Origin of the sequence: Mesorhizobium sp. LNJC405B00, assembly GCF_000502615.1 — a bacterium.
Taxonomy (GTDB): Bacteria; Pseudomonadota; Alphaproteobacteria; order Rhizobiales; family Rhizobiaceae; genus Mesorhizobium.
Genome location: NZ_AYWC01000002.1, coordinates 599649 through 622880, shown reverse-complemented (window position 1 = coordinate 622880; position 23232 = coordinate 599649). Strand labels below are relative to the sequence as shown.

Here is a 23232-nt window from a genome sequence, read left to right as displayed (position 1 = left end):
TCGCGGCATTAAGAGCGGATGCACCAGGAAGCGAGGCGCGCTCGGCGGCTTCGGCCAGCGGCTGGTAGCGTTTTCCCTGCTCGTCGACCAACATCCGCCAACCCCTGGTGACCGCGGTCGACGCATTTTCGAGGCGCTCATTGATCGCGGTCAGGGTTTCGTCTGCGCGCTTGCGCTCGAACCCCGATCCGGCTTCGAGGCGTGCCTTCAATCGGAACGCGTTGGAGGTTGCTTGCGCCAGTCCCTGTTCGGATTTGTCGACGAAGTCTGTGCCTTCAATAGCCTTAAGGGCGGAAGTCAGGCGGCGCAGCTCATCGGCGAGATCAGCGGAGGCCCTGAGCTTGTCGCGGATCGCGACCATCTCTCCCAGTTGGGTGGCGCGCTTCTCTTTGTCAGGAATTACTTGCATGCGGGCGGTGAGATCGGAAATTCGGCTCATGCCACACCCCCCTGCGCAAGGCCGCCGACCCGCGCGAGCTCTGCTACAATCTCGCTCTCGAGCACGTCGGGATCGCCTTCCACGCTCATATGGGCAAGCTTAGCTTCGGAAAGCTCAGTCGCTTCCTCGACCAGCAACCGACAGCGCTCGACGACCGTCGCGACCCCCCTCAGTGCCTCAGGATCGAACAGAAGCACTTCGGAGGCGTTGATCCCTTCCGCGACCGCGGCGGCATTCGCCAGTACCTGCGCGAACGTGCCGCTGCGATCGGCAATCCGTTCGCGCTTGAAGAAGTCGATCCCGCTTGCCGGCCAGCGAAAGGCCGATTTTAGCAAATCGATCAACCGGCCGGTGTCGGCGATGAATTCGATGAAGCCGGCATAGTCTCCTCCGGTCGTAAAGCCGTAGCGCGCAAGCACATGGTCGATCTTGCTCACCAGGTCACCAATCGCCTCGCGCTCGATCATTATCGCGTCGGCCAGACCCGCCCAGGCCTTTAGCCCATCGACCGCCTGATAGCGCGACTTCCAGTAGCTTGCCGAATACTCCGCGGAGAGCGGCTCGATCGAGGGATCGCTGCGCGCCTCGGTGATTGCCTCTGTAATGATCAGTGGATCTATAACGACGATGCCGCCGGACGTCCCCTGGGGAAGGCTGGTCTCTTCGACCAAGAACGTTTGCAACATACGCCGGCGCTCGGGGAGGTCATTGTAGAGTTTGCGCAGCGGCTCGGTGAGTACCGTCGGCAGGGTCATAGGGTCGTTCGAAATCGCTCGCGATAAGGCAAGCGGCGTATCGCGCGGCAGTTCGGCGCGGCGTTCTATGATTGCCGACATGCACAAGAATTTGGTTGCGTGTTTGATTGGCGTCGTCGTCGACAGTCCGACAGGATCGAGCGCGGTGATGATCTCATGCTGATATCTGCGCAACCAGCGCGCGACGATTCGCTTGTAGCGTTCGCCTTGTGGGAAGTTCCAAGCGCCCCGGCCTACCACTGCGTGATGGCTCAAGGCGACAATGAGGTCATAATTGTCTTGGTTGCGCAGAAAAGTGAAGGCGGCCTTATTCGTCACGGCCTGGGTAGCGGAGTCCTCAATCCGGATCGACCCGCGATTGGCCTCACGCAATTGCCGCTGAGCGGGCACCGCCGGCGACCGGATATCATCGAGCGGAAGCGCTCCCTTCAGGAAGGTGAGCAGCATCTCCTGATAGTCTCTTGGGGTCTCCAGCTTCTCACCAGATCTCCAGCGCTCAAGTCGGTTTAGAAGATCAGTGAGCTGTTTTTGCGCGCCGGCATCGACCGGGGCCGGTGACGTCTGCTGGGACACCAACGTGTCGCCTCCAATCCGCTCGGCCCCCCCGCTTCCGTCCGACGAGGACTCTTGAACCGGCTGAACCGGCCCGCTGTCGGCGGCTTTGGCGCTGAATTCCGGCAGGCTGAACGGCCTTAGCAGCGTTTTCAGGTCGCTGGCGATGTCAGGTGCTTTGGTTTTGCGAGTCCAGGCTTCGACTAGGAGGCGCAAGCGTGTCTGATCTCCTCCCGCCCATCCGCCAAGGTAGGTTTCTGCGAGTGTCTGCCAATCGGTTGGCGGTTGGCGGTTGATCGGCAGGGTCAGGGGATAGCGATGGCCTTGGTTGAGCGCATCAACATGGCGCATCACCGGCTTGGTGACATGATCGAGCAGGCCGCGCTGGGTCGGGCGCACGCCTTTCTGCGACTCGTCAAGATGGTCGAGCAGATATGGTGCGGTACCCGGCCGGAAAGGAAACAAGCCAACGACCGTGTCGCGAAAGGCCACACTGCCGAACGCTGCATGACATGCCTCTCTTACCGGGCAGTCGTCACACGCACTGATGCTCACGTCGCCTCCCAGCCGCCTATGATCGGCGATCAGAGCGACCTGCGACTCTGGCAGGCGCGACGCATTCAGATAGCGCGCGATGAAACGATCGATTTCTGCATTCTTGTCGGCCCAGAATGTAGCGGTCGTGTCATCGGGAAAGGACAGGATCAGGCCGCTGCCGGCAACGCGCTCATACTGGTTGTCGCGAAGACGCCTATAGGCCTGCTCGGTCATGCCGAGGACCGACGTAAGATCGCAGAGACTGGCGTCGTCCTGCGGCTCGACCGCGTTCACGACTTCGTCGTCGAGTACCGAGAGCGTCGAGACATCCTCGATCAGCAGGACCAGCCGTTTGTTCTCCTTGCGCAGATCCTGGCGGATCGAGCGCAGAATCGTTGAGAGGGCCGCATTGCCGAGACCGGTTAACTCGCGTAGCGCAGAGCGCAGGCTTTCGTTGCACAGGCGCGCGGCCTGTTCTGCTGACTCGGGCTCTTCGGCGAATTCGTCTATCAGCCGGCGCACATTGGCGGTGTTGAGGCCGTGGCTGCGCTGTTGCGGATTGTCGATCCGGAACTCGTCCGCTGTGAAAGGCGGAAAGCTCTCGCGGTCGAGGACTTCGCTCGGGCTGATCAACTGCTGGATATTGCGATCGATCACGCCGCCCTCGCGGCAAAGCCAGGCACCAAAGCCTTCAGCATGGAAAGCTTCGGCGAGGTGGCGGATCGTACGCGGCAGCGGCTGCCTGCCCGCTTCTTCCCAACGGACACCGAGTTCGAGATGGAGTTCGGTCGCAAGCTTCTTTCGCGCTTCCCTTTCGGAGATGCGGTCAATCGCGGATTGTACCGGTTCGAGGTATTTGTGAAAGCGGCTGGGCAGTTGCTCGACGAGCTGCTCCAGCGCATCCTTGAGGCTGCCGGTTCGGCGGCGCACGAGCACCGGCAACACATCGGTAAGTTGCTCGGTTTTCAAAGCATGGTCGTAGCGCAGTTTCACCCAATTGATGAGGTGCGACTTGCCGGTGCCGGGCGCGCCGTGCACCAACACCACATTCTCGCGAGCGCTCAAGCGCGCAATATGCTCGAACACCTTGACGTCGGTGAGCGTGTGCTCGGAGTCGCCGACGCGGACGTGCGACATCGGTGCATGCGTGGCTAGGAAACGCGATGCGCTTTCGTCGGCCATGGCGGCCACGGTCCGAACCGTTGCCTCCAGATTGGCATCGGTCCAACAGGGTTGCCCCAGTCGCTGAGGAAGGATGATCGGCTCAGCCATTAGTACGGGCCCCCTTGACCGGGACATAGCGGACACTAGAAATGAGGTCGGACTTCAGAAAAAGCCCATCACGCGGCGGTGTCGCCTTGGCGATGCTCCAGCCATCGCTGTCGAGCGGGCAGTTGAGCACGATACCGCCGTCGAGATGCAGATCGACCAGCGCATGCGACAGCCCGAGCGACATCGCGCGGGCGGAGTGGTCCCAGGTCGGATTGGCCCGGAGGAAGAGATGCCCCCCGTCGAGTTCAGGGCATTGTTCGGAAAGCCGCCCTACAAAGTCGTCGATCAGCATGTCACGTCCGTTGCCAAATATAGCTGGTAACTGCCGCGATACGCGCTCGTACGGATTGGGGTGGAAGCGGTCATCGCCGTCGTGCCAGCCGAGCCCGCAATAGCGGAACCAGCGCCTAAGACCGCGATATTTTGTGTCGTTGAATCGGTTATTCTGCTTCGCGCCACCGAACAGTTCGCGCTCGAAGCGCACTTCCCATGTCATCGCGGCGTCAGGCCCGGCGGCAGCCGATTCATCACGCCCAAGCAAGAACGCGTAGAACAGCGCAAACCAGGGCTCGATTTTGTCGTCGCGTAAGACCTTCTCATCGATCGCCTCGACCACGGCCTCACGGGCGGAGCGATTGTCGCGCAAACGGCTAGCGCGGATCATTCCATCGGCGTGATCCACTATGAGGTCGAGTTCGCGGGCTGCCGCAATCATGCTCCGAGCCTGATCGCTTTTGCTCGTCAGACCTGGAAGCCCGGCGGGTTGGAGAAGCTGGCGTATCGTCGACGTATCGAGCTTGCGGTCACTCATAGTGCGCACAACGTCGAGCAGCATCTCAACGCGGGCTGGAGTTGCTTCGGAATCGGAAAACATCAGACCTGTCTCAGCCATTCATCATAGGAGGGAAAGAAGGACGCACCATCATGGGTAAGAAGAACACGCTCATTGGCATCGGTGATCTGGGCGTCCTTCGGAAAAAGGTGCGAGACCCGCGAGCCGGCGCGAACGCGCAGCATCGCGCGATCGGGTATGCGCCCGTGAATTGCGACCACATGGCTCGCGGGATCAACATTGAGGCGGCCGATCTCTCGGGCATCATCGAGACGATAATAGTAGCGGCTGGTCGGAATGAGGCGCTCAGCCAGTGCTGTCGTCAACGAATTCAGCAGATCGGACGCGCACAGGAAATGAATCAGTCCGTGCTCTCTAACAAGATCGGCGACGCGATCGGCCACCGCGCCGATCGCCTTTGCGCCGCTCGAGAAAATCTCTGTGGCGACGATGTCGAGCTTGGGTTTGGTCAGCCGTGGGGGATCGAAGTCGAGGGCCGGAATCGAATGAGGATCGAGATGCTCATCGCGGCAAGCGAAGCAGCCGCCACAGGCGATGATGGTCTCAGCGCCATATTCGCGGCGCAGCAACCGGCAGATCTTAGACTTGCCGGCGAGATAGTCGTCGAGCGCCGTGATGCCGCGCTTTGCTTCGCCGAGATCGCGCTCGCGCGACGCCCTCAGCATTTCTGCGATCCGCAGGTCGCTCGGCACAAAATTGCAGCGTATGCTCACCCGCTCTACCCGCCCATCGGGCTCGCTGGCATCTTCCTCAAACTGGAGGCCAACGATGTCGATCAGGCCGGCGCGCGCCATCATCAGCAGCAATCGCTTGTTCCAGCGAACATTCTCGCCATAGCTACGCCCGCCCATCAGTCGTTGGTGCTTGGCATTGGTGGGCATGTCGAGGACGCTGTCCTTCTTATCGCGCGCCGCAGCCAGCAGGGTTTTCCAGCGCAACCTGATGAGGTCAGCACCAAGCATCCTGGGCAACAGACTCGTAGCGACCCTCCGATCCTTGGGGATCACCGGAATCCAAAGTGCAATCGACTTGGCGCCATCGCGGCCGCCCCGCCCGACCTCCTGATAGTAGCGATTGACATTCTCAGGGTAGCAAGCGTGCACGACGGCGCGGACGTCGGGTTTGTCGACCCCCATGCCAAAGGCCGAGGTCGCCACCATGATCTCGATCTCGTTGCTCCGCCATGCGAGCAGCAGACGGCGGCGATCGGAGCCCGAAGTGTCACCGTGGAAGCATTCCGTCGCGGCAAACCCAGCGTTGACAAGCACTTCACGCAGGTGAATGGCCTCGTCGACCTCGGTCACATAGAGAATTAGCGGCCGCGGGATATGGTGAAGCGCTTCGAGGAGCGCCGCCTCGCGATCGTCCGCCACGGTAAAACCGCCGCGGAAATAGGAGATTTCGGGGCGCAGTCGCTGGCAGGCGAATTGTTGCCACCGATCGCCGCCAAACATGGTGCGGAGCAGGTCGAGACAGTGCGGCGTGAAGGTGGCCGACAGGAGGAGCGTTCGCAGCGTTCCGCCGCTCAGCGCCAGCCATTGGTTACGGCGCAGCGCGAGCAGTTGAAATTCGACGCGAAAATGTCCGCCCCAGGAATCTATGATATGCGCTTCATCAACCACCAATGTATCGAGCCGTCCGGCGGCCGCTAGATCGTCGATCACCGCGCGAAGACTGCCCGACACGCAGGATTCAGGAGAAGCGAACAGCAATCGGCAACTCCCGTCACGCAAGGCGGCGCGCACAGCGGCGGGGTCACTGGTGGGATCGTTGGCGGAGAAATAGCGCGGACCGAGATGCGGGAAGTCGGCTAAGATGTCCTTGGCCGCAAGAGCCTGATGGATCGCGAGCGCCGTGGTCGGGACCACTACAATGGTGACCCCGGCGCTGAACCGGGCGGCGAGTTGAAAGCTCAAGCTCTTACCCGCACCGGTCGGCAGGCCCAGCAAACTGGTCGAGCCTGGCGCTGCTGTCAACGCCTGCCAGCAGGCCTCTTTCTGCGCTGCAGAGTGCCAACTGCGCATCTGGCCTTTGGCCAGCGACCAAAGCCACGGCTCTGCCGGAAGGCTCTCGTCGGGAATGGCCGGTACTGGCGCTTCGTCAAGCCCTTGACCGTCAAGCCAATGCTCGTCTAGCAGCCACGTCGGACGATAAGGTGCGGCGATCAGATCCCCTGCGGCCGAAAGTGTAACCCCGCACGCCGTGCCGACTGTGGTAAGTGCCGGAGTGCAGCCGCCGACAAAGAACTTTCCGCCTGACCAGCGCACTGCCTGCCGCAGCAGCACGCCATGATCGAGCGTGGGCGTGGGACAACGCCGGAGCAGCGATAAGAAGCGCCAGCAAGGATAATCGGGGTGCCAGGTCGAGGGCGGCAATACTATCATTTCTGGCGCGATCCCACTCTCAAGCGCGGCGCGAAATTGCTCCCGGAGGGTCGGTTCTGGCGACGGGGATACGCTCACCATGTCAGTTCCGAACATTGACGGCGAGAAAGCCGATGCCATCGAGGACAACGTCCCAACTGTCGATAAGCGCGGAATAGCGCTCCAGCATGACCGCTTCGGCCGCTCCGGCGGCATCGGCACCTTCGATCAACTGGCGTCGTTGTACCGCAATGCGTTCGCGTTCCGAAGCCAGAGGCTCGACCAATGCCTTTGCGAAAACCAGGCGTACGGCAGGGATGATCTCATCCATAGCGCGATTGACGCAGGTCGACAGATCGCCGTCAAAACGTCTGACAAGTTGCTGGACATCGCCGCCGCTCAGATCGCGCCAACGTGGCCCCTCACCCTTCTTGGACAACGAAACAAGTAGCGCTGCTAGTTGCGATCCGTCGACGGATTGACCCCGAAGCAAGGGCACGAACAACTGCCGCCGTTGTGTCCCGAAGATCGCTTCCGCGAGGTTCGAAAGACTTGGAGAGACGTCGCTCGGGCTGAGACGGGGTCGGGCGGCTACAATCATCTCAAGGCCGATAAAGGCGGTTTTGCCACCGGTCTGGCAAGCAATCGCATAGGTGCGCCCAGTCAGACGCTGGCCTAGTGATTCGACGACTGCGTCAAACAGCGGATTGCCGTAGGTAAAAAATTCGACGTTGCGTTGCCGCTGAGCGAGCGCGCGCCGGAAGGTGCCAATGCGCTTACCGACTTCGCCCGCCGCGTCCTTATCGACGATGGTAAACTCTCCGTGCGGAACGTTATCGGGCCGCAGGCACCAGAGGCCCTCGGATTCGTCCCCGCTCTGATGCTTCGAGACGCCCTTTCCGCTCGATAGGATTCGAAAATAGTCGAGAAAGGCCGCCTCAAGCGCGAATTCACTTTCGGCCGAAGGCGTGCGAACAAAACGTTCAGCACGCGCCGCGTGATAAGAGGATTCATCAAGCAGCGCTTCGCTTTCGTCGCGCACGCGTTCTTCGGCTGCAATCGCCTTGAGACGGGGCACGAGATCCCGCATCCCGTCCTGACCATCGGTAAGCGCCGCATCGACTATCTCGTCCTGAATGTGCCTCAGCGCAAACTCCAACCCGCTGACTGACGTCCCAAACAAGTCAAGCCCTTGATGGTAGCAAGCGTAGAGGCCACCTTCCCACGCGTCAGCGTTTACGCAGATATGCGAAACGACCTCGGTGGAGATGGCCTCGCGGCCGAGACGATCGAGACGACCAATGCGCTGCTCGATTACCGCGGGTTGCCAGGGGAGGTCGGCATGGACAAGACTATGCGCGAACTGGAAGTTTCGCCCCTCTCCGCCGCTCTCATCGCTGACCATGACTGACACGTCCGATTCCGCGCGGAAACGCCCGACATTTTCCTCCTTGACCATGTCATCGAGATCGCTGCGGAACTCGGTCACTGATTTTTCACCGAATGTGCCCTTGAGGAGTGTCGACAGTCTCTGCGCGACTCCGGGGAAGCCTACAAACACAAGCGTCTTCCGGCCGGCGGCTATTTCCCCGTGCAACAATGAGATTAGCGCTTCCCAACGGGCCGACGACGTCTGCGATGACCGCCAGTTTGACGTAAGACGGAGCGCACCGGAGAGGAGGCTGACATCCACATGCGCCTTTATGCCCGCAGAGGCGGTGTCGAGTTGGACGCGCCAGCGTTCACCACCCAGACCGACTGCTGAGTTCAGCATCTCACGGCCGTAGGAATTAACCGTCGCGGCCTTTGCGTCCCGCACGGCAGTTAGCACCTCGAGCGTGGCGAGTGGATCAACCAATGCTTGAAGGAGGATACGGCTGAACGGGCGCAGGATGTCAGGCGACAGACTGGTGTCGCCGGCGAGCGCCGCAAGCATTGTCTCCGCAGCAGTCACCGCCTCGCCTTCAATCTGGTCAGGTTCGTAGACGAGCGGCGCCGGCACCCGGTTAATCCTCACGAGGCGATCCTGGCTGATCAGGCGCTCTCGGCGATTACGAAGGATGCGGCGATTGACGCGATATCGATCCGAGATCGTCAAATGGGCCTCGCGAGCGAGCGCCCCAGCCCGCTCCGGATCTGCTTTTGCGCCGGCGAGCAGCGCTTGAAGCTGCTCGTCGTTTTGAAGGATAGGCAGCGACAACGTCCGATCGAGACGCGAGACCACATCCTGGATGCTGGCCTCGCCACTCTCTAAGTCAGCGAGATCGTGGGATAGCAGGTTGAGCCGACGCCCGAGCGGTTCCTGCGCCTTGTATAGTGCGAGGAACGCTTCTTCGCTGGGGCCGTCTTTGCCATAAGTCTGTGGGTCAAGCAGGGCGAGAAGACGATAGAGTTCGGATTCACGCCGCCGAACTGGAACCGCGCTGAGCAGGAGTAGGTCACGCGCTGTGCGCGAAAGTTGCATCACCAGGTCGTAGAGGTGCGGGGCGTTCAGTAGGTGATGGACCTCGTCGACCACCACTAGGTCCCATGGAAGCGCCAGCAGTTCCTCATCAAGGCCATCAAGCGCGAAATTGGTGGAACAAATGACCTTGGACCAGCGACTCAAATCGACGGATTCGATTGGATGGAGATCGGCAAGCTTGAACCCCTGCCCGCCAAAGCTGCTATGCATTTCGCACAGCCATTGACGGGTCAATGGCCCGGGTGTGAGCACGAGCACGCGGGCGTTGGGACGCCGCGAGAGGAGATCATGCAAGATGATCCCGGCTTCAATCGTTTTGCCGAGACCCACTTCGTCGGCAAGAATGTAGCGTCGCACCGGATCGAGGATGACGGTTCCCGCAACGAAAGCCTGATGCGGGTGAAGGTCGATGCGACTGGCCAGCAAGGCGCGCAACCCGCCCACTTGCCGGTTGAAGCGCGCAAGCGCCACGAGCAGGCGGTGCCGGGCAGAAAACATTGCATGAGGATCGGTTCGTCCCTGGAGGAGACGCGCGGGAAGACTGTCAGTGAGGCTCGCGGGCAGCGGCAGTAGTTGGACCTCACTTACTGTGGCTCCGAGACCACTCTCGTAGATGACGCGGTAGTGGCGGGGGCCTTTTTCGTCTCCTTCAATCACCCCATTAATTGCGCACTGGCCATGCGGACCGATCGCCAGTGCCCCGGAATGGAGGACAACTCGCTTAAAGTCGCCGCCTTCGAGCGCATTACGCGAAAAGAGGCGCCGTCCGCCGACATCACACAGCTTGACGTCGATCGTGCGTCCGTCGATCCCGATGATCTTACAGCAGCCGAAGACGCGATGCTGAAAAATATAGCCTAACATTGCCGCTGAAGTCGCCGCTACGTGGATTGCCATCGAGCAATCAGGCTTTGCAACAATGGGGAGGCCCCACGCGCTTAGGCGCACGACGGAACACTCGGCTCTCTACACCCGCCGAAACAGCCGATATGGAATCACTTGTTGCTCGCATCTACCCGCCTCCCACACCAGTCATGATGCAGAATTGATTTGCCATAGGCAATTGCGGATTGGTCGAAGGGGGCGTTTAAACACGAATGAATACTTTCACCGCTATTCTGAGTCGCCCATCCATCCCGGTTCCAACGTTTCGGAGTCTTGCTCCCGAGCGCCAGGCCTAGCACTCCCAATCACGAGCTCGGCCGAATATGCTCGTCTTCGCGTGGAAGACACGAAGCATTCTGTTATGTGAAGGCTAGGCGTTTAGATAGAACCGATTTGGGCTTCGGCATGGTATTGCTTGGAACGGTGAAAAGAAATGGCCCGTTTGGGAATCCTTCTTTGTCTCTGTCTTGGCAGACGGACGCGCGATTGCGGCCAACTCAATCTTGCCGGTATCTCATGCGGGGATCTCACTTCAGTGTCCGGTTGCGTTCTTTTGCCGATGGAGCGTTGAAGAGAGCGGCTTCATCACCGGTTAATGGGCAATGTCCTGGGTGAGATTGGGGGATCGAAAGCGTTTCCACCCCTGCGCCCGCAGTTCACAGGCCGGGCATGCCGCACAGCCGAAACCCCATGAGTGACGTTGGTCCCGGTTCCCGTTGTAGCAGGTGTGGGTCTCCTCGCAGACAATGTTGACTAGCGTCTCGCCACCCAACCGTTCAGTCAACTCCCAGGTCTGAGCCTTGTCGATGAACATCAGCGGCGTGTGGACAACGAAGCGAGCATCCATCCCAAGATTGAGCGCGAGTTGCATCGCCTTGATCGTGTCGTCGCGGCAATCGGGGTAGCCGGAGTAGTCGGTCTCACACACGCCTGTCACAAGGTGCTTTGCGCCTCTTCTGTAGGCGACCGCGCCTGCAAAGCCAAGGAAGAGGAGGTTGCGGCCGGGCACAAACGTGTTGGGGAGACCATTCGTCTGCACCTCAATTGCAACGCTCTGCGTCAGAGCGGTATGGCTCACTTGGCCAAGCACTGTCAGGTCGATGAGGTGATCTTCGCCAAGTCGATCACGCCAATCTGGAAAATCCCTTCGGATTCGATCGAGCACCCGCGGGCGAACTTCCAGTTCGACGCGATGGCGCTGACCATAGTCGAACCCGATCGTCTCGACTTGTGCGAACCGCTCCAGCGCCCAGGCAAGACATGTGGTCGAGTCCTGTCCGCCGGAAAACAGGACGATTGCTTTAGATTCTTCCATGATTGTTCCTCAGCCTTGATATTCGGCCCAGCAATCGGACGTCTCGTAAACAACGACTGCAGAGGTCTGCGGGATCGCAGGCTTTATGCGGTTCCAGATCCAAATTGCGATGTTCTCAGCAGTTGGGTTCTCCAAGCCCTCGACATCGTTGAGACAGTAGTGGTCGAGTTGAAGGAGCAGTGGATTAAACGCCGCTTCTACATCGAAGAAGTCGACGACGAACCCAGTGTGAGCGTCAACGGGTCCCTCGAGGCGGAGTTCGATTCGATAGGAATGGCCATGCATACGGTGACAGCGGTGCGTTAACGGCACGTGAGGCAACCTGTGCGCCGCCTCGAAGGTGAATGCCTGAGTTATTTTCATCTGATTCCAAGTTGCTTGTGGGTTTGAAGGCTAAGTTGCCAGCGGGGGTTCGCTAGGCAAAAGGCGACGGCGTCCTGCGTATTCGACGCACGATCAGGCCCATCCATTGGCTGGAGCAGAAAATGATCGAAGGCCAGCGCTTCAAAGCGTTGGGGTTCTGCGCCCACCTGCGGAAATACCAACTTGAGTTCGTTTCCGGTCTTAACGGCGATTTCAGTTCCTGACTTTGGACTGACGCAAACCCAGTCGATTCCTGGGGGCGGCGTGAGCGTACCATTGGTTTCGACGGCGATCTCGAACCCCTTGGCATGCAAAGCATCGATGAGAGGCGGGTCGATTTGGAGCAGCGGTTCGCCGCCTGTCAATACGACGAACCTGCGCTGAGAGAGTGACGGTGACCATTTCGCCTCAATGGCACTCGCCAGGTCATCGCATGTTGCAAAGCGACCACCGCCGTCGCCATCCGTGCCCACAAAATCTGTGTCGCAGAACTGGCACACGGCCTTAAGGCGGTCGGCTTCCCTGCCGGACCAAAGATTGCACCCGGTGAACCGGCAAAAAACGGCCGCGCGTCCAGCCTGGCGGCCTTCACCTTGGAGCGTGTAAAATATTTCTTTGACTGCGTAACTCATGGCTTTCAGGCTGCCCTTGCGGATTCGGCCAGGCGCCGCTTGATGACCTGGACTAGATGAAACGATAATTGGCGGACATCAGATGGAACGTTCTGGAGTCCGTTCCAACGTCGGCGCTCGGCGCCGAACTCCCACTCGCCCTCGCTCCAAGCCGTCTTTCCCGATAGCAGTCGCAAGCCACTGGCAAATTCGTCACGCGTAGCGGCACCTGTAACGCTGTTGAGAAAGTCCATGACATATCCGAGAGCGACAATGCCTGTGCCATGAATCAACCGGGAGGTTTTAGGTGTCTTGCCGGCCCAGTCTTCTGCAAAGACGTGTTGAACTGCATGATAGAACTCGCTCATCATCGTGACACCGTGATCAAGCAAGAGCTTGTCTTCGCCGGCGTAAAGCCGCAGCGCTCCATCACTCAAGGAGTTCATAATAACCCGCTGCAGCACCGTGTCCCGGATGACCCCCTTTGGATTGGTTTGCTGCTTGATTAGTCCCCTCAGCGACGAGCCCTTGCGATAGTTAAGAGCCTCGGTGGCAAGCGCCGCTTGCGACCGGTTCGACATCCGATGCGGCAGATCTCCTACCTTGGGGAGCAATTCGTAGACCAGGGCCTTTGGAAGCGGGCGCGTGTTGTTCACGAGGATGAACTGTTTTTGCAGTTCCTCCTCAGTCTCGCAGAGAAAGCCCGACACGAGCACTTCAAAGTCACGGCTTCGCAGTTCTGAAAGCGCCGTAAAGCGCTGTTGCCCATCGACGATCCAACCCGGCGGGCCGTTGGACGTATCGATCACCAGTTGGCAGAGTCGACTTTCCGGACTTGCTGCTGGCTCTAGCCGAGCGCGACCCATGAACGCCACCACGATAGCGTTGGGTAAAATCGAGTTCGGCTTTTCGAGATAATCTCGGATTTCGCGAATGTGGCCTGCGATCTGCGGTCGCTGAAAGCCTTGGAGTGTCCCCACGTCATCTCGGCCTGCCCGCTCGATTCGAGCGATGCGTGCGACTTCTGCAGCTTTTGCAACAAAGGTGAAGACTGTCAGCTTCTGGCTCTGAACGGGCGCGAGCGCGTCAAACCGAAGGAAATGTTGCTTGTTCATATGCTCTCTCGCCGGAATTCGCTTAAGTGGGTGTGAAAGACGTGGAGGTTGTGGATGCCGCGTCGCTTGTTGCGATTTGAGGTACGAAAGATCACGGCCTCCACGCCGCTCTCTCGGCAAACTCGGCAGCTACACCGCTCCCAGGGTCGATCGCCAAGGGTATGGGCGTAGACTTTGCGCTGTCGGGTTGCTGCCTCGGAACGACGACTGGGCGACGCCTCCTCATGCCAATTCAAGGCGGCCCAATAGTCCATCACGGCGTCAAGGCTTTGGTCCAGGGTCGCGCCGCCGTCGGCGTACGCGCGCACGCCGCGAAGCGCGGCGTCTTCAAGACGCCTCGCATCTTCCTGGTTGAGACTCCCTTCCAGCGCCTTATGCTTGAGCTTGTTGTTCTGGGTGGCCTGCGGAATACGAATTGCAGTGTAGTATGAGAGGTCGCCGTTGGGCGTCCGCATCCAGTAATTCTTCCGGGCATCCTTGAAGGCGCGCAAGAGCGGTGAGGTCGTATCGAAACTGTTAACGCGGTACTGTTCCAGTACAGCCAGTTCCTCGATTTTCCCGAATCCGAGAAGATGCAGCCGAACCCGATTGGGAAGGGTCTCCCGCAGCGCTTGTAAGACCCGGCGAATCTGGTCGATCCTCAACGGCACAGTGCCGCCGATGGCTAAGTAGTCGTATCCCATGCTGGCTAGGCTGCCGGCGGCCTGCGCCATACTCTCAGCCGACCATCCCTGTATTACGCCCATTGGCGTGAAGCCTGGGCCTACGCCTGCGGCGGATTTGTAGAACTCGGTCGCATTCTGAAGAGTGATTTCGTAGCGACGGCGCACATCATCTGGCACGTCGTCGAAGCCCCGCGTCACCCCCACGTCGTCAAAGTCGAAGATAAGGTGATCGGGAGAGCAGCCGTGTGTGAAGCCGCCGTCAGCATAAAATTCCGCAGTGTCATCGGCACTATACGGCGGCTCCGGTAGATTCCGATAGGTGAAGGCGCCGCAGTCGCCCATCATCAGGCTTCCCGGAAATCGATCGAGCGGATAGCGCAGAAAACGTCGCGCGCCCTCGCGACGAAAGCGCATCAACTGCGCTTCCGAATATTTGCCTGGCTGCCGCGCGTCGCCCACGATGCCGCGGGAAACTAGAATACCGTCATACGGTGCCTGTTCTAGGAACTCGTGTGGGTACTGGTCATCGCGGTGAACCGATCGGCCCGCGCCGTTGCGATCAGCAACAAAGTCATACTCTGGGTCGATCGTATCAACGCTGTCAGCGAAAACGAATTGCATCACGCGACCTTTGCAAATGCATGCATGTGGTCAAGGCGCGCTAGATGCCCAGACAACAATTTTATGTCGCGTCCAACGTTCTGAATCTCATTCCAGTCGCGCTGCAACTCCGCCCACCTGCCGTTGGTCCAGCGACAATATGGAGCGATGCGCGTCAGCGACTCGGTCGCGTGTAGCAGCAGGTCCGTACCAGGAGCAGCGCGCGACATCATGCGATCCATCAAAAGACTCATCGCCTCGATGCCGGCAGAGTGCATTAGCCGGCTTTCGGTCGGTGGGCGACCCCACGCCTCAGGAAAGACGCGGCGCACAGCAGTCCAGTAAGCGACAAGCGTACGGTACATTGCATCGACATCGGCGGGATTTTCGGGGGTCGCCTTGTACGGTGCGAGGGCGCCAAGAGCGCTGTTGATGCTGTTCCGAATCGCCTTGATCAACGCTGAATCCGTGATCACCGCGATCCGAGAATCTTCAGAAAGCCTTTTGATCAGGCCTTGGAAGGGAGAATCAGGAGAGGTCTGAAGGAGATTGACGAGCTCGCTCGGGATTTTTCGAGACGACAAGTCACGCGGAAAGGCTGTGTCCACTTCTGGGAGCAATTCGTTAATTAGCCGAGGATCGAGCGGTTTGGCTTTGTTGACCAAGATGAACTGTTCGCGATGAACGGACAGTTCCTCCGACACAAAGGCGACGACGGGAACCGGAAAGCTCTTGTTTTGAGCTTGCGACAGGGCAATCGAACGCTGCTGGCCGTCGACAATCCAAGCCGCTTTTGAGCCGTCGTTTGGAAGCGGAATTCGCAGTGTCCCGGCCTCGCACGACTTTACGTCGCCGTCCGGCTTTTCGCCTCGCGTCTGAGTGAACCGCGCGCGCGGCGAAAGTGCGAGAATGATAGCGTTTGGGAACAGTACAGGCCCCTGATCAAGAAAATCCGTGATCGCTTGTACGTGGCTCTTAATGCCTTTGCGCTGAAATCCCTGCAAGGAGCCTTCGCCGTCGCGGTGGACGCGGCTGATCTCAGCAAATTTGAGAAGATCGGCGCCGGCGACAAAGAATGCATAGACAGCCTTGTCCGCCTGTTCGGTACGGACGGCGCGAACAGCCAGCATTGCTTCGTTGGTCCTTCGCGGCCGGGTCATGCTGCTTCCTTTTGCTCCATGGCAGTCCGGTAGAGACGACTGAACCGCGATTGCTCGCACGCAACCCCCTCTTCATCGCGAAGCGCGCGGAGGATTCGTGCAATACCTGATTGCGTATGAAGTCGTGCCAAAATTAGCTGGACAATCTCCGCGTCATTGCGGCGCGGCCGGCGCGCGCGTTCGGGGGGCGTCACCGCGCTCATTGCCGCCTCCACGGCAGCATAGTCGGCATCCCGGTCATATGAGCCGCGGTTGATCGCCACCAACCGAGCAAAGTGGAGCAAGGCTCGTTGAGAAAAGTCGGCACGAGTACCTGGCAGGATCGCATCCAACCGATCATCATACGGCACAAGCGATGGGCGGAGTGCGACCGGCAATGCCGGTTCAAGAGACGCGCCGAAGATTCGCAATCGCGCCAAGGCTTGAGGGTCCAGTTCACTGAGGCTTTTGCCCACCATCTCGGCATAAGGACGGGTGAGTGCTATCAGCACCCGCCCCGAACTTTGGCCGAACACATCGGTCCACTGATCTGAATGCGGACCTGACAGCAGGCTGGAAAACCAAGCGCCGACATCGAATTCACTTGAGATCCGGGCGGCGACAGACTCTGCGTATCCACTGGAGACGGTGAGCCCATAGAGAGGGACTTGCCGCTCGGCGGCCACCAGCCCCAATCCGGCAGAAAGGATGTAAAGTTGGGCGTCGGCGATTTTTGCTGCTTGGGTCGCAAGCCCAAACCCCCGGCCCGCATAAAGTGCGCCTGCGGGGCCACCGGGCGGCAACGCCCGTATCTTTTCTATCCAAGCATTCTGGATGATCTGCTGCGAACCAATCGGCAACGAAACTGGGGTTGCTGCTAAAGGTGGCCGCGCCTTTTTTCGAAGCGCGCAGATAGTGACGACCACGGTAGCGGGTTCTCTCGGGATATCTTCATTCGGGCGATCGTTTGCCATCAATTTCCGCGATAACTGCGTCTCAAACGAACTTCGATGGCTCGTCTTACGTCATGGAAAATCTATATGTAGCGTGCCGAGCTTGGCGCTCTACAATCTGCAGACCGTAGCATGGCTCTCGTCGAATAGCTACACTAAGCGGTGCACGTTTGCAATTTTATGTACCGAAAACTGCGGACCATCCCGAAAGTCCGCGATTCAGTGACCGCAGTTTTCGTCCCATCGGCTCGTGGCCGAAGGGGATGACCAGCAGGCTAATTGCTTAGTTTCGAGCACCATAGAAGCTCTCACGGAAGGTGGCCCGCGAGTCTTGGCGATGAGTCGTGTATCTGATACTTCCGGGTGCGTGCGCCTCTTAGCGAGCGAGTTGCAGCGCATGTGACGAGCTGGCCTGCGAGTTCGAAGGGCCGTCGGTCTGGACGATTGTGCATCGCTTAAGCAACGGCAGGAGCGTCATGATGAGCCAGAGTTTCAAACAGCCCGGCAAGACCGAACGCGATGCCGGTATCTCTGCGCTAATCAAGCGAATGAACGACTGGAATATCCCAGAAAAAGCGGTCGATAGGGTCCACGAAGCAGCGCGAGCAAGCCTGAACGAAGTGAAAGCTTTGACGGAGTATGAGGACGGAAAAGTCTCACGACTACTAACTGTCATCGCTTTTCTAAGCGCTGTTGTTGGAGCCGTTTTTACCCGTTTCGCGACCGACTATGCTTGGCCAGGACTGGACAACATCAACCCAAGCGCAGGGTGGCTATTGCCCACATCGACGTACTTCACATTCTTCATATACGCTGTGGTTGTAACTTGGTCTGTTTTTACGGCTCTCAACGCAATTCGTCCAACATTTAACGTCCCTGCAACATGGAACGGGCACGACGCCACTGGCCTTCCTCCTTCAATGATATTTTACAACGGTATGCTCGATGTGTCCGCGCCAAAATGGGGGGAAGCTTTTGAAACGTTGGCAGGCGAAGAAGGTACAGACCTCAAGCGTTACTATGCGAAATGCTACGTCATAGAAGCATATCTCGTTGCCGAGAAAGTCGCCCAGAAGCTCGCGGCCATCAACCCTTGTGTCAACGCGCTGCGGGCGGCGATGGTAATATTGATGGTGTTTTTCGTCTTGTTTGCGGCCACCATAGCGTTTGTGGACCCGACCCACTCTGGCGCCGTGCCCCCTTCACTGCTCACGAACTGATCGACTAATGGTGATTGTGCAAAAACACCTATTTACCGACGCCGACAATACGCTTTGGGATACCAACGCGGTGTTTGCTGCCGCACAACTCGGCCTCCTGCGTGCCGTCGAAACCGTCACCGGCCTGAAAGCACCTGAAGCCGAGGATCAAGGTCTTGCCTTTCTCCGTGATGTTGATCAGCGCATCGCGGCCGCGCACTCCCTTCGCCTTGGTTATCCTCCGCATATGCTCGCGCAAGCATTGGCTTTTGCGCTAAGCGGAAGCTCTGCAACGCGGGCGGCAGGCCGCGCCGTCGGCAATTCAAATTCGGATCCCGATTTCGATAGCGCGGTTGCGTTGCACATCGAGAAGCTCCGCGAACGGCCCGTCTTGCGCTGCGGCGTACGGGAAGGGCTCGAGGCAATTGCGAATGCGGGTGTGCCAATCACAGTCGTGACCGAAGATAAGTTCGATCGCTGCCGTGCTCTCATCGAAGCGCACGGTCTTATCCATTTGATCGCCGATGTTGTATCAATCCGAAAGACTCCCGACGCCTACACTGACTTGCGACAACCGCTGGCGGCGACCCATGCATTTATGGTTGGAGATCAACCTGATCGCGACATCGCCGCCGCTGCGCTAGCCGGCTTTGAAACGATCTACTTCCCCAGTGCCTTCCTACCTTTTTGGAACACCGACGTGGAAGTACGCCCCGATCACAAAATCACGCGCTTCGACGAAATCATTCCGCTTGTTTCGGGTCCTGACAATGGAGCCTGGGCCATCGATTCTCATCGCAAGGTCGTGAAATAGGGCGACGCTCTAGCTGTCGCGCCCGCTAGTCTTCCGATTACCGCAGGGCGGAAATCGCCGACGCGACTTTCAGGGGATCGGGACGTGCTACGGTCCATTCGATAGATGGGGTTGGCCGTACGTCGACGGCTCCAGTGTAAAGCTTGCACGGGGGAGAGATGGTCTTGGCCATCTCTCCCCCGCGAATGCCACCTGTGCAAAGCGGGGCCGCCCGCTCGCAAGGCGGCGCAAAGAACATCGCCCCTGAACTGATCCGATCCGCCCCGCTCGACGTGCAGCCCAGCCCCGCTCGCCGGCATTCGCCCCCCTCTCTGCCGCGCGCTCACGCGCCCCCGGAAGGCATGCCGAGGGGCAGCCTTCGGCATGTAACGGGAAAGGACCAGAACCATGACCAACGAGACGAACGCGAAGACCGAAACTGCCGGCGAAGGCGGCACAGAGGTTTTCATTCCGCTGAACAAGCTGAAGAAGTCGCCCCGCAATGCGCGCAAAACCCCGCACAGCGAGGCGATTATCGAAGCCTATGCCGCGAGCATCGCCGCCAAAGGCATCCTGCAAAACCTAGTGGTGGAGCCAGAGCTTGACGGCGAGGGAGCAGAGACCGGCTTCTATTTTGTCAGCATTGGCGAAGGCCGCAGGCTGGCGCAATTGCTGCGCGTGAAGCGCAAGCAGATCAAGAAGACCGAGCCGATCCGCTGCGTCATCGACACGGTCAATGATGCGCATGAGATCAGCCTGGACGAAAACATCACCCGAGAGGCTATGCACCCCGCCGATCAGTTCGAGGCGTTCCGCGAGCTTCACGAAGAGCGCGGATGGGGTGCGGAGGAAATCGCCGCTCGCTTCGGCATTACCGCGCATGTCGTGCGGCAGCGCCTACGGCTTGGCGCAGTCAGCCCCAAGCTGATGCAGGTCCACCGCGACGGCGATCTGACCCTCGACCAGTTGATGGCCTTCGCCATCACCGACGATCACGCGCGGCAGGAGCAGGTTTTCGAAAGCCTCACCTGCAATCGAGAGCCCTACATCATTCGCCGCGAACTGACGCGGACCCATGTTGCAGCGAACGACCGGCGAGCCGTCTTCATCGGCGCGGAAGCCTACATGGGAGCCGGTGGCGCCATCCTGCGCGATCTGTTCACCGAGGATCGTGGTGGCTTCTACGAGGATGCCGCATTGCTCGACCGCTTGGTGATCGAGAAGCTGCAAGGCATCTCGGAAACCGTCAGGCAGGCCGAGGGCTGGAAATGGGCGGATGTTCATATCGACTACCCGCACTCAAACGGCTTGCGCCGCACTTACCCACAGCCGGTGGAGTTGTCAGCCGAGGACAACGCCGCCTATGCGGCGGCATCCGACGAATTCAATCGGCTCACGCAGGAATGGAATAGCGCCGAGGAACTACCGGATGATGTCGATCAAAGCTTCGGTAAGCTTGAAGCTGAGATCGAGCGCATCGACGCGCTGCGTCGCGCCTTCGATTCCGATCTTGTTGCGCGTGGTGGGGTGTTCGTCGTGCTTTCCCATGACGGAACGGCGCGCATCGAACGTGGCTTCGTCCGTGCCGAGGATGAGCAGAAGGAGTCGGAAACGCTGCCCGACGGCGACGACTATGCCGTCAACGACGATGGCGAGATCATCGAAGCCGAAAGTGGTTCGATTCCCGATGGTGGCAATGATGAAGAAGCGGAGGACGAAGGCAAGCCGTTGTCGGACCTTCTCATTCGCGACTTGACCGCTCATCGGACGCTTGGGCTGCGCCTTGCACTTGGCGAACAGCCGGACATCGCCCTTGTCGCGGTGACCCACACGCTTGCCGCGCAGACCTTCTATCAGGGTGCGGAGGCCCACTGCCTCGAAATCCGCCCAACCAGCGTCTATCTCGCCGGTCACGCTGACGGCATCGAGGATACGGCGGCTGGCAAGGCACTGGCGGATCGACATGCTGGGTGGGCTGCGGACATGCCTCGCGATGCAGTCGACCTGTGGGACTTCATCGCCTCACTCGACCATGCCAGCGTCATGGCGTTGTTCGCCCATTGCGCCTCGCTCACCGTCAACGCCGTGAAGCAGCCTTGGGAGCGCAAGCCTCGCGCCCACGAGACTGCGAACAGGCTGGCGACAGCGGTCAACCTCGATATGACGGCACATTGGAGGCCGACCGTCCGAACGTATCTCGGGCGCATCACCAAGGCACATATCCTCGACGCTGTGCGCGAAGCTGCCAGCGAAGAGGCGGCAGAGAGGCTGTCGGACCTGAAAAAGCAGCCAATGGCGGAAGCCGCCGAGCAGTTGCTCGCCGGGACCGGATGGCTACCTGCGGTCTTGCGCACCGAGCAACCTGCGATGTCGGTTGAACGGCAGGACGAGGCAGCAGATGCCAGATCGGCGGACGTTTCCGAGCAGGACACGAAACCCGCTCAGCCTGACACGATCGAGGACGCCGAGGCCTTCAACGTCGCCGCCGAGTGACCCGCAGCGGGCCGGAGCCGCCACGCGGCTCCGGCATCTCTTTCAAGAANTTTCAAGAATTTCCGGCCGCGCCATTGGCGCGGCCGGACACCTCGACAGAACGAAGTTTTGCAAGCGGTGGAACCCAGCACATCCTCGATACGAATGTCTCCCGGCGTGCCATCGCCCAGCATGTGGCGCGATACCCTGCATCAGGTGCCTGTGCGGATGCGTCCCATACGCAATGCCTCACCGTGCGCAGAAGTCAGCGAAGTCGGATCATTCGGCGATGCGGCGGAGGATCGGGTGTGATGTTCCTGGCCGTCGATCTCAACCGGGCTCGCATCCAGTCGACTGAAACGCGAAATCGTCACGAGGGTTGGCGGCTTGGAACCCGTTGCGTTCAGCAATCAATCGGTCGTCTTCGGAGCCGCCCGAAACTCGATGGTGGGTCAGCCCAAAGATGATGGAAGTCGGCCGTTCCTTTTCATCCGTTGGAGAACGGACCGCACTCTCCTGCCATTTGGGGCCAGTTCTTTGACAGGGCGGAGAAGCGCCACGGTGCGGACGACACCAGCTGTGACAGATCGGAGCCTGGTGGCGGTTCCTTCCGCCAATTCTAAGCTACGCCCACGGCGTCCTCGAATGGATTGGGTCTGACCGAAGACCGCCTTCGCTTCACTCAGTCTCGATCGTCTTCCCGCAACGACGTCGCAGCGTTTTCTTCCCCTGTCCGCTGCGCGTCCATTCCTCGCGATCCAAGAAAGCCTCGCGTCGCCGTCTTCCACTTCGTTTCACCCCCTTCGGGATGCGGACCGATCGTCTTCGGTCTCACGACCACCATCGAGGCCGCGATGGGCGCGGCCCGAGAAAAACAGAAGGAACCACCACAATGGCTACGATCGGCACTTTCTCCCGCACCGCGAACGGCTTCTCCGGCTCGGTCAAGACCCTCAACCTCAACGTCAAGACGGTGACGTTCTCTCCGGCCGATGGCGAAAATGAAAAAGGTCCTGACTTCCGCATCTTCGCCGGCGCCACCGAGTTCGGGGCGGCCTGGAAGAAGACCTCGCGGGAGGGACGCGACTACCACTCCGTCAAGCTCGACGATCCGAGCTTCCCCGCTCCGATCTATGCGAGCCTGGTCGAGACCGACACCGAGGGCGACTTCTCGCTCATCTGGTCCCGCCGCACCGCAGAGTGATCCGACTTAACACGAAGCCCCGCCGCAAGGCGGGTCTTCGCCATGTTCAGGTCCTACACAGCCTGGCACGTCCGCCAGGCGCCGCGCGCTAGGCTTTGGCCGGTGCCTTGCGCGTCTTCTTCAGCGGCGACTTGATGGCTGCCGCAGTCGTCGTCGCTGCTGCCGCCCGAGCAGCCCGTTTTGGTTTTTCTGCCGCGGCATGTGTGGGCGTCGTCGCCTTGCGCCCGAGCCCGATTGATTTCGCCAGGGCCGAACGCGTGGCCGCGTAATTCGGCGCCACCATCGGATAGTCGGAAGGCAGGTTCCATTTCTGTCGGTATTCGTCGGGGGTCAGATTAAAATGCTGAAGATGCCGCTTGAGCGATTTGAATTTTTTTCCGTCTTCCAGACAGATGATGAAATCCGGCGTCACCGACTTCCTGATCGATACTGCCGGTTCCTGCTTGATCACAGTTTCTATCGCCGCAGTGCCGATGCCTTTCAGAGCGGCATGGATATCGCCGATCAACTTCGGCAACTCGCCGACCGGCAATGGATTGTTCGACACATAGGCGGCGACGATGTCGGCCGCTATCGACACGGTATCCAGTTGGCCATCTTGTTCGAGAGCAGTGGTCATATAACTTCCTCTTATTGTGTCGGACGAATTGAGCGACGTTTGATTTCCCGTCCCGCCACCGAGC

The 23232-nt window shown here is 59.6% G+C and carries 16 protein-coding genes; 4 read left to right on the top strand and 12 right to left on the bottom strand.

Annotated features, from left to right (window positions below):
- Positions 1 to 435 precede the first annotated feature (435 nt).
- The 11 genes from X756_RS158720 to X756_RS158780 all read right to left on the bottom strand — a co-directional run bounded on the left by X756_RS158720 (position 436) and on the right by X756_RS158780 (position 16902).
- On the bottom strand, positions 436 to 3555 hold the full coding sequence (locus X756_RS158720; protein ID WP_156941341.1) for a hypothetical protein: 3120 nt from the start codon (positions 3553 to 3555) through the stop codon (positions 436 to 438).
- A complete protein-coding gene (locus X756_RS158725) occupies positions 3548 to 4429 on the bottom strand; it encodes a hypothetical protein (protein ID WP_023728982.1) in 882 nt (293 codons plus the stop codon). Before X756_RS158725 ends, X756_RS158720 begins: the two co-directional genes overlap by 8 nt.
- Positions 4429 to 6873 (bottom strand): helicase-related protein, encoded by a 2445-nt coding sequence (locus tag X756_RS158730; RefSeq protein ID WP_198020000.1) that lies wholly within the window; start codon positions 6871 to 6873, stop codon positions 4429 to 4431. The genes X756_RS158725 and X756_RS158730 overlap by 1 nt, the downstream gene beginning before the upstream one ends.
- A gap of 1 nt (position 6874) precedes the next feature.
- A complete protein-coding gene (locus X756_RS158735) occupies positions 6875 to 10132 on the bottom strand; it encodes an SNF2-related protein (RefSeq protein WP_084569860.1) in 3258 nt (1085 codons plus the stop codon).
- Positions 10133 to 10712: 580 nt separating this feature from the next.
- Complete coding sequence (queC, locus tag X756_RS158750; RefSeq protein ID WP_023728977.1) at positions 10713 to 11435, bottom strand: 7-cyano-7-deazaguanine synthase QueC; 723 nt, start codon at positions 11433 to 11435, stop codon at positions 10713 to 10715.
- 9 nt (positions 11436 to 11444) lie between these two features.
- A complete protein-coding gene (gene queD, locus X756_RS158755; RefSeq protein ID WP_023728976.1) occupies positions 11445 to 11798 on the bottom strand; it encodes a 6-carboxytetrahydropterin synthase QueD in 354 nt (117 codons plus the stop codon).
- Positions 11795 to 12430 (bottom strand): 7-carboxy-7-deazaguanine synthase, encoded by a 636-nt coding sequence (queE, locus tag X756_RS158760; RefSeq protein ID WP_023728975.1) that lies wholly within the window; start codon positions 12428 to 12430, stop codon positions 11795 to 11797. Before queE ends, queD begins: the two co-directional genes overlap by 4 nt.
- 5 nt (positions 12431 to 12435) lie before the next feature.
- A complete protein-coding gene (dbpB, locus tag X756_RS158765; RefSeq protein ID WP_023728974.1) occupies positions 12436 to 13524 on the bottom strand; it encodes a DGQHR domain-containing protein DpdB in 1089 nt (362 codons plus the stop codon).
- Positions 13521 to 14810 (bottom strand): tRNA-guanine transglycosylase DpdA, encoded by a 1290-nt coding sequence (gene dpdA / locus X756_RS158770; RefSeq protein ID WP_023728973.1) that lies wholly within the window; start codon positions 14808 to 14810, stop codon positions 13521 to 13523. The genes dbpB (X756_RS158765) and dpdA overlap by 4 nt, the downstream gene beginning before the upstream one ends.
- Positions 14810 to 15949: a DGQHR domain-containing protein DpdB gene (dbpB, locus tag X756_RS158775; protein WP_023728972.1), complete on the bottom strand. Its 1140-nt coding sequence runs from the start codon at positions 15947 to 15949 to the stop codon at positions 14810 to 14812. Before dbpB (X756_RS158775) ends, dpdA begins: the two co-directional genes overlap by 1 nt.
- Positions 15946 to 16902, bottom strand: coding sequence for a hypothetical protein (locus tag X756_RS158780; RefSeq protein ID WP_156941340.1), 957 nt, complete (start codon positions 16900 to 16902; stop codon positions 15946 to 15948). Before X756_RS158780 ends, dbpB (X756_RS158775) begins: the two co-directional genes overlap by 4 nt.
- Positions 16903 to 17360: 458 nt before the next feature.
- Here X756_RS158780 and X756_RS158785 point away from each other — a divergent pair, with 458 nt between their 5' ends.
- The 4 genes from X756_RS158785 (at position 17361) to X756_RS158795 (ending at position 22549) form a co-directional block, all read left to right on the top strand.
- On the top strand, positions 17361 to 18101 hold the full coding sequence (locus X756_RS158785; RefSeq protein ID WP_156941339.1) for a hypothetical protein: 741 nt from the start codon (positions 17361 to 17363) through the stop codon (positions 18099 to 18101).
- A gap of 7 nt (positions 18102 to 18108) precedes the next feature.
- Complete coding sequence (locus tag X756_RS0133680) at positions 18109 to 18894, top strand: HAD family hydrolase (RefSeq protein WP_023728969.1); 786 nt, start codon at positions 18109 to 18111, stop codon at positions 18892 to 18894.
- 387 nt (positions 18895 to 19281) lie between these two features.
- Entirely contained in the window at positions 19282 to 21366 is a 2085-nt protein-coding gene (locus tag X756_RS158790) for a ParB/Srx family N-terminal domain-containing protein (RefSeq protein ID WP_023728968.1), read from the top strand.
- 871 nt (positions 21367 to 22237) lie between these two features.
- Positions 22238 to 22549, top strand: a complete 312-nt coding sequence (locus X756_RS158795; RefSeq protein ID WP_023728967.1) for a DUF736 domain-containing protein — start codon at positions 22238 to 22240, stop codon at positions 22547 to 22549.
- An 88-nt stretch (positions 22550 to 22637) separates the two neighbouring features.
- Here the strand turns inward: X756_RS158795 and X756_RS158800 are convergent, their stop codons facing one another.
- Positions 22638 to 23168 carry a MucR family transcriptional regulator gene (locus X756_RS158800; RefSeq protein ID WP_023728966.1) on the bottom strand — a complete coding sequence of 177 codons (531 nt, stop codon included), beginning with the start codon at positions 23166 to 23168 and terminating at the stop codon, positions 22638 to 22640.
- Positions 23169 to 23232 lie beyond the last annotated feature (64 nt).

Bases quoted from the DNA above. Each gene is read 5' to 3' on its own strand.
- X756_RS158795 (WP_023728967.1), top strand. From the start codon at position 22,238: ATGGCTACGATCGGCACTTTCTCCCGCACCGCGAACGGCTTCTCCGGC.
- X756_RS158790 (WP_023728968.1), top strand. From the start codon at position 19,282: ATGACCAACGAGACGAACGCGAAGACCGAAACTGCCGGCGAAGGCGGC.
- X756_RS158720 (WP_156941341.1), bottom strand. From the start codon at position 3,555: ATGGCTGAGCCGATCATCCTTCCTCAGCGACTGGGGCAACCCTGTTGG.
- X756_RS158780 (WP_156941340.1), bottom strand. From the start codon at position 16,902: ATGGCAAACGATCGCCCGAATGAAGATATCCCGAGAGAACCCGCTACC.
- dbpB (WP_023728974.1), bottom strand. From the start codon at position 13,524: ATGAACAAGCAACATTTCCTTCGGTTTGACGCGCTCGCGCCCGTTCAG.
- queE (WP_023728975.1), bottom strand. From the start codon at position 12,430: ATGAGTTACGCAGTCAAAGAAATATTTTACACGCTCCAAGGTGAAGGC.
- dbpB (WP_023728972.1), bottom strand. From the start codon at position 15,949: ATGACCCGGCCGCGAAGGACCAACGAAGCAATGCTGGCTGTTCGCGCC.
- X756_RS158725 (WP_023728982.1), bottom strand. From the start codon at position 4,429: ATGTTTTCCGATTCCGAAGCAACTCCAGCCCGCGTTGAGATGCTGCTC.
- X756_RS158735 (WP_084569860.1), bottom strand. From the start codon at position 10,132: ATGGCAATCCACGTAGCGGCGACTTCAGCGGCAATGTTAGGCTATATT.
- queC (WP_023728977.1), bottom strand. From the start codon at position 11,435: ATGGAAGAATCTAAAGCAATCGTCCTGTTTTCCGGCGGACAGGACTCG.
- X756_RS0133680 (WP_023728969.1), top strand. From the start codon at position 18,109: ATGGTGATTGTGCAAAAACACCTATTTACCGACGCCGACAATACGCTT.
- queD (WP_023728976.1), bottom strand. From the start codon at position 11,798: ATGAAAATAACTCAGGCATTCACCTTCGAGGCGGCGCACAGGTTGCCT.
- X756_RS158785 (WP_156941339.1), top strand. From the start codon at position 17,361: ATGAGCCAGAGTTTCAAACAGCCCGGCAAGACCGAACGCGATGCCGGT.
- dpdA (WP_023728973.1), bottom strand. From the start codon at position 14,810: ATGCAATTCGTTTTCGCTGACAGCGTTGATACGATCGACCCAGAGTAT.
- X756_RS158800 (WP_023728966.1), bottom strand. From the start codon at position 23,168: ATGACCACTGCTCTCGAACAAGATGGCCAACTGGATACCGTGTCGATA.
- X756_RS158730 (WP_198020000.1), bottom strand. From the start codon at position 6,873: ATGGTGAGCGTATCCCCGTCGCCAGAACCGACCCTCCGGGAGCAATTT.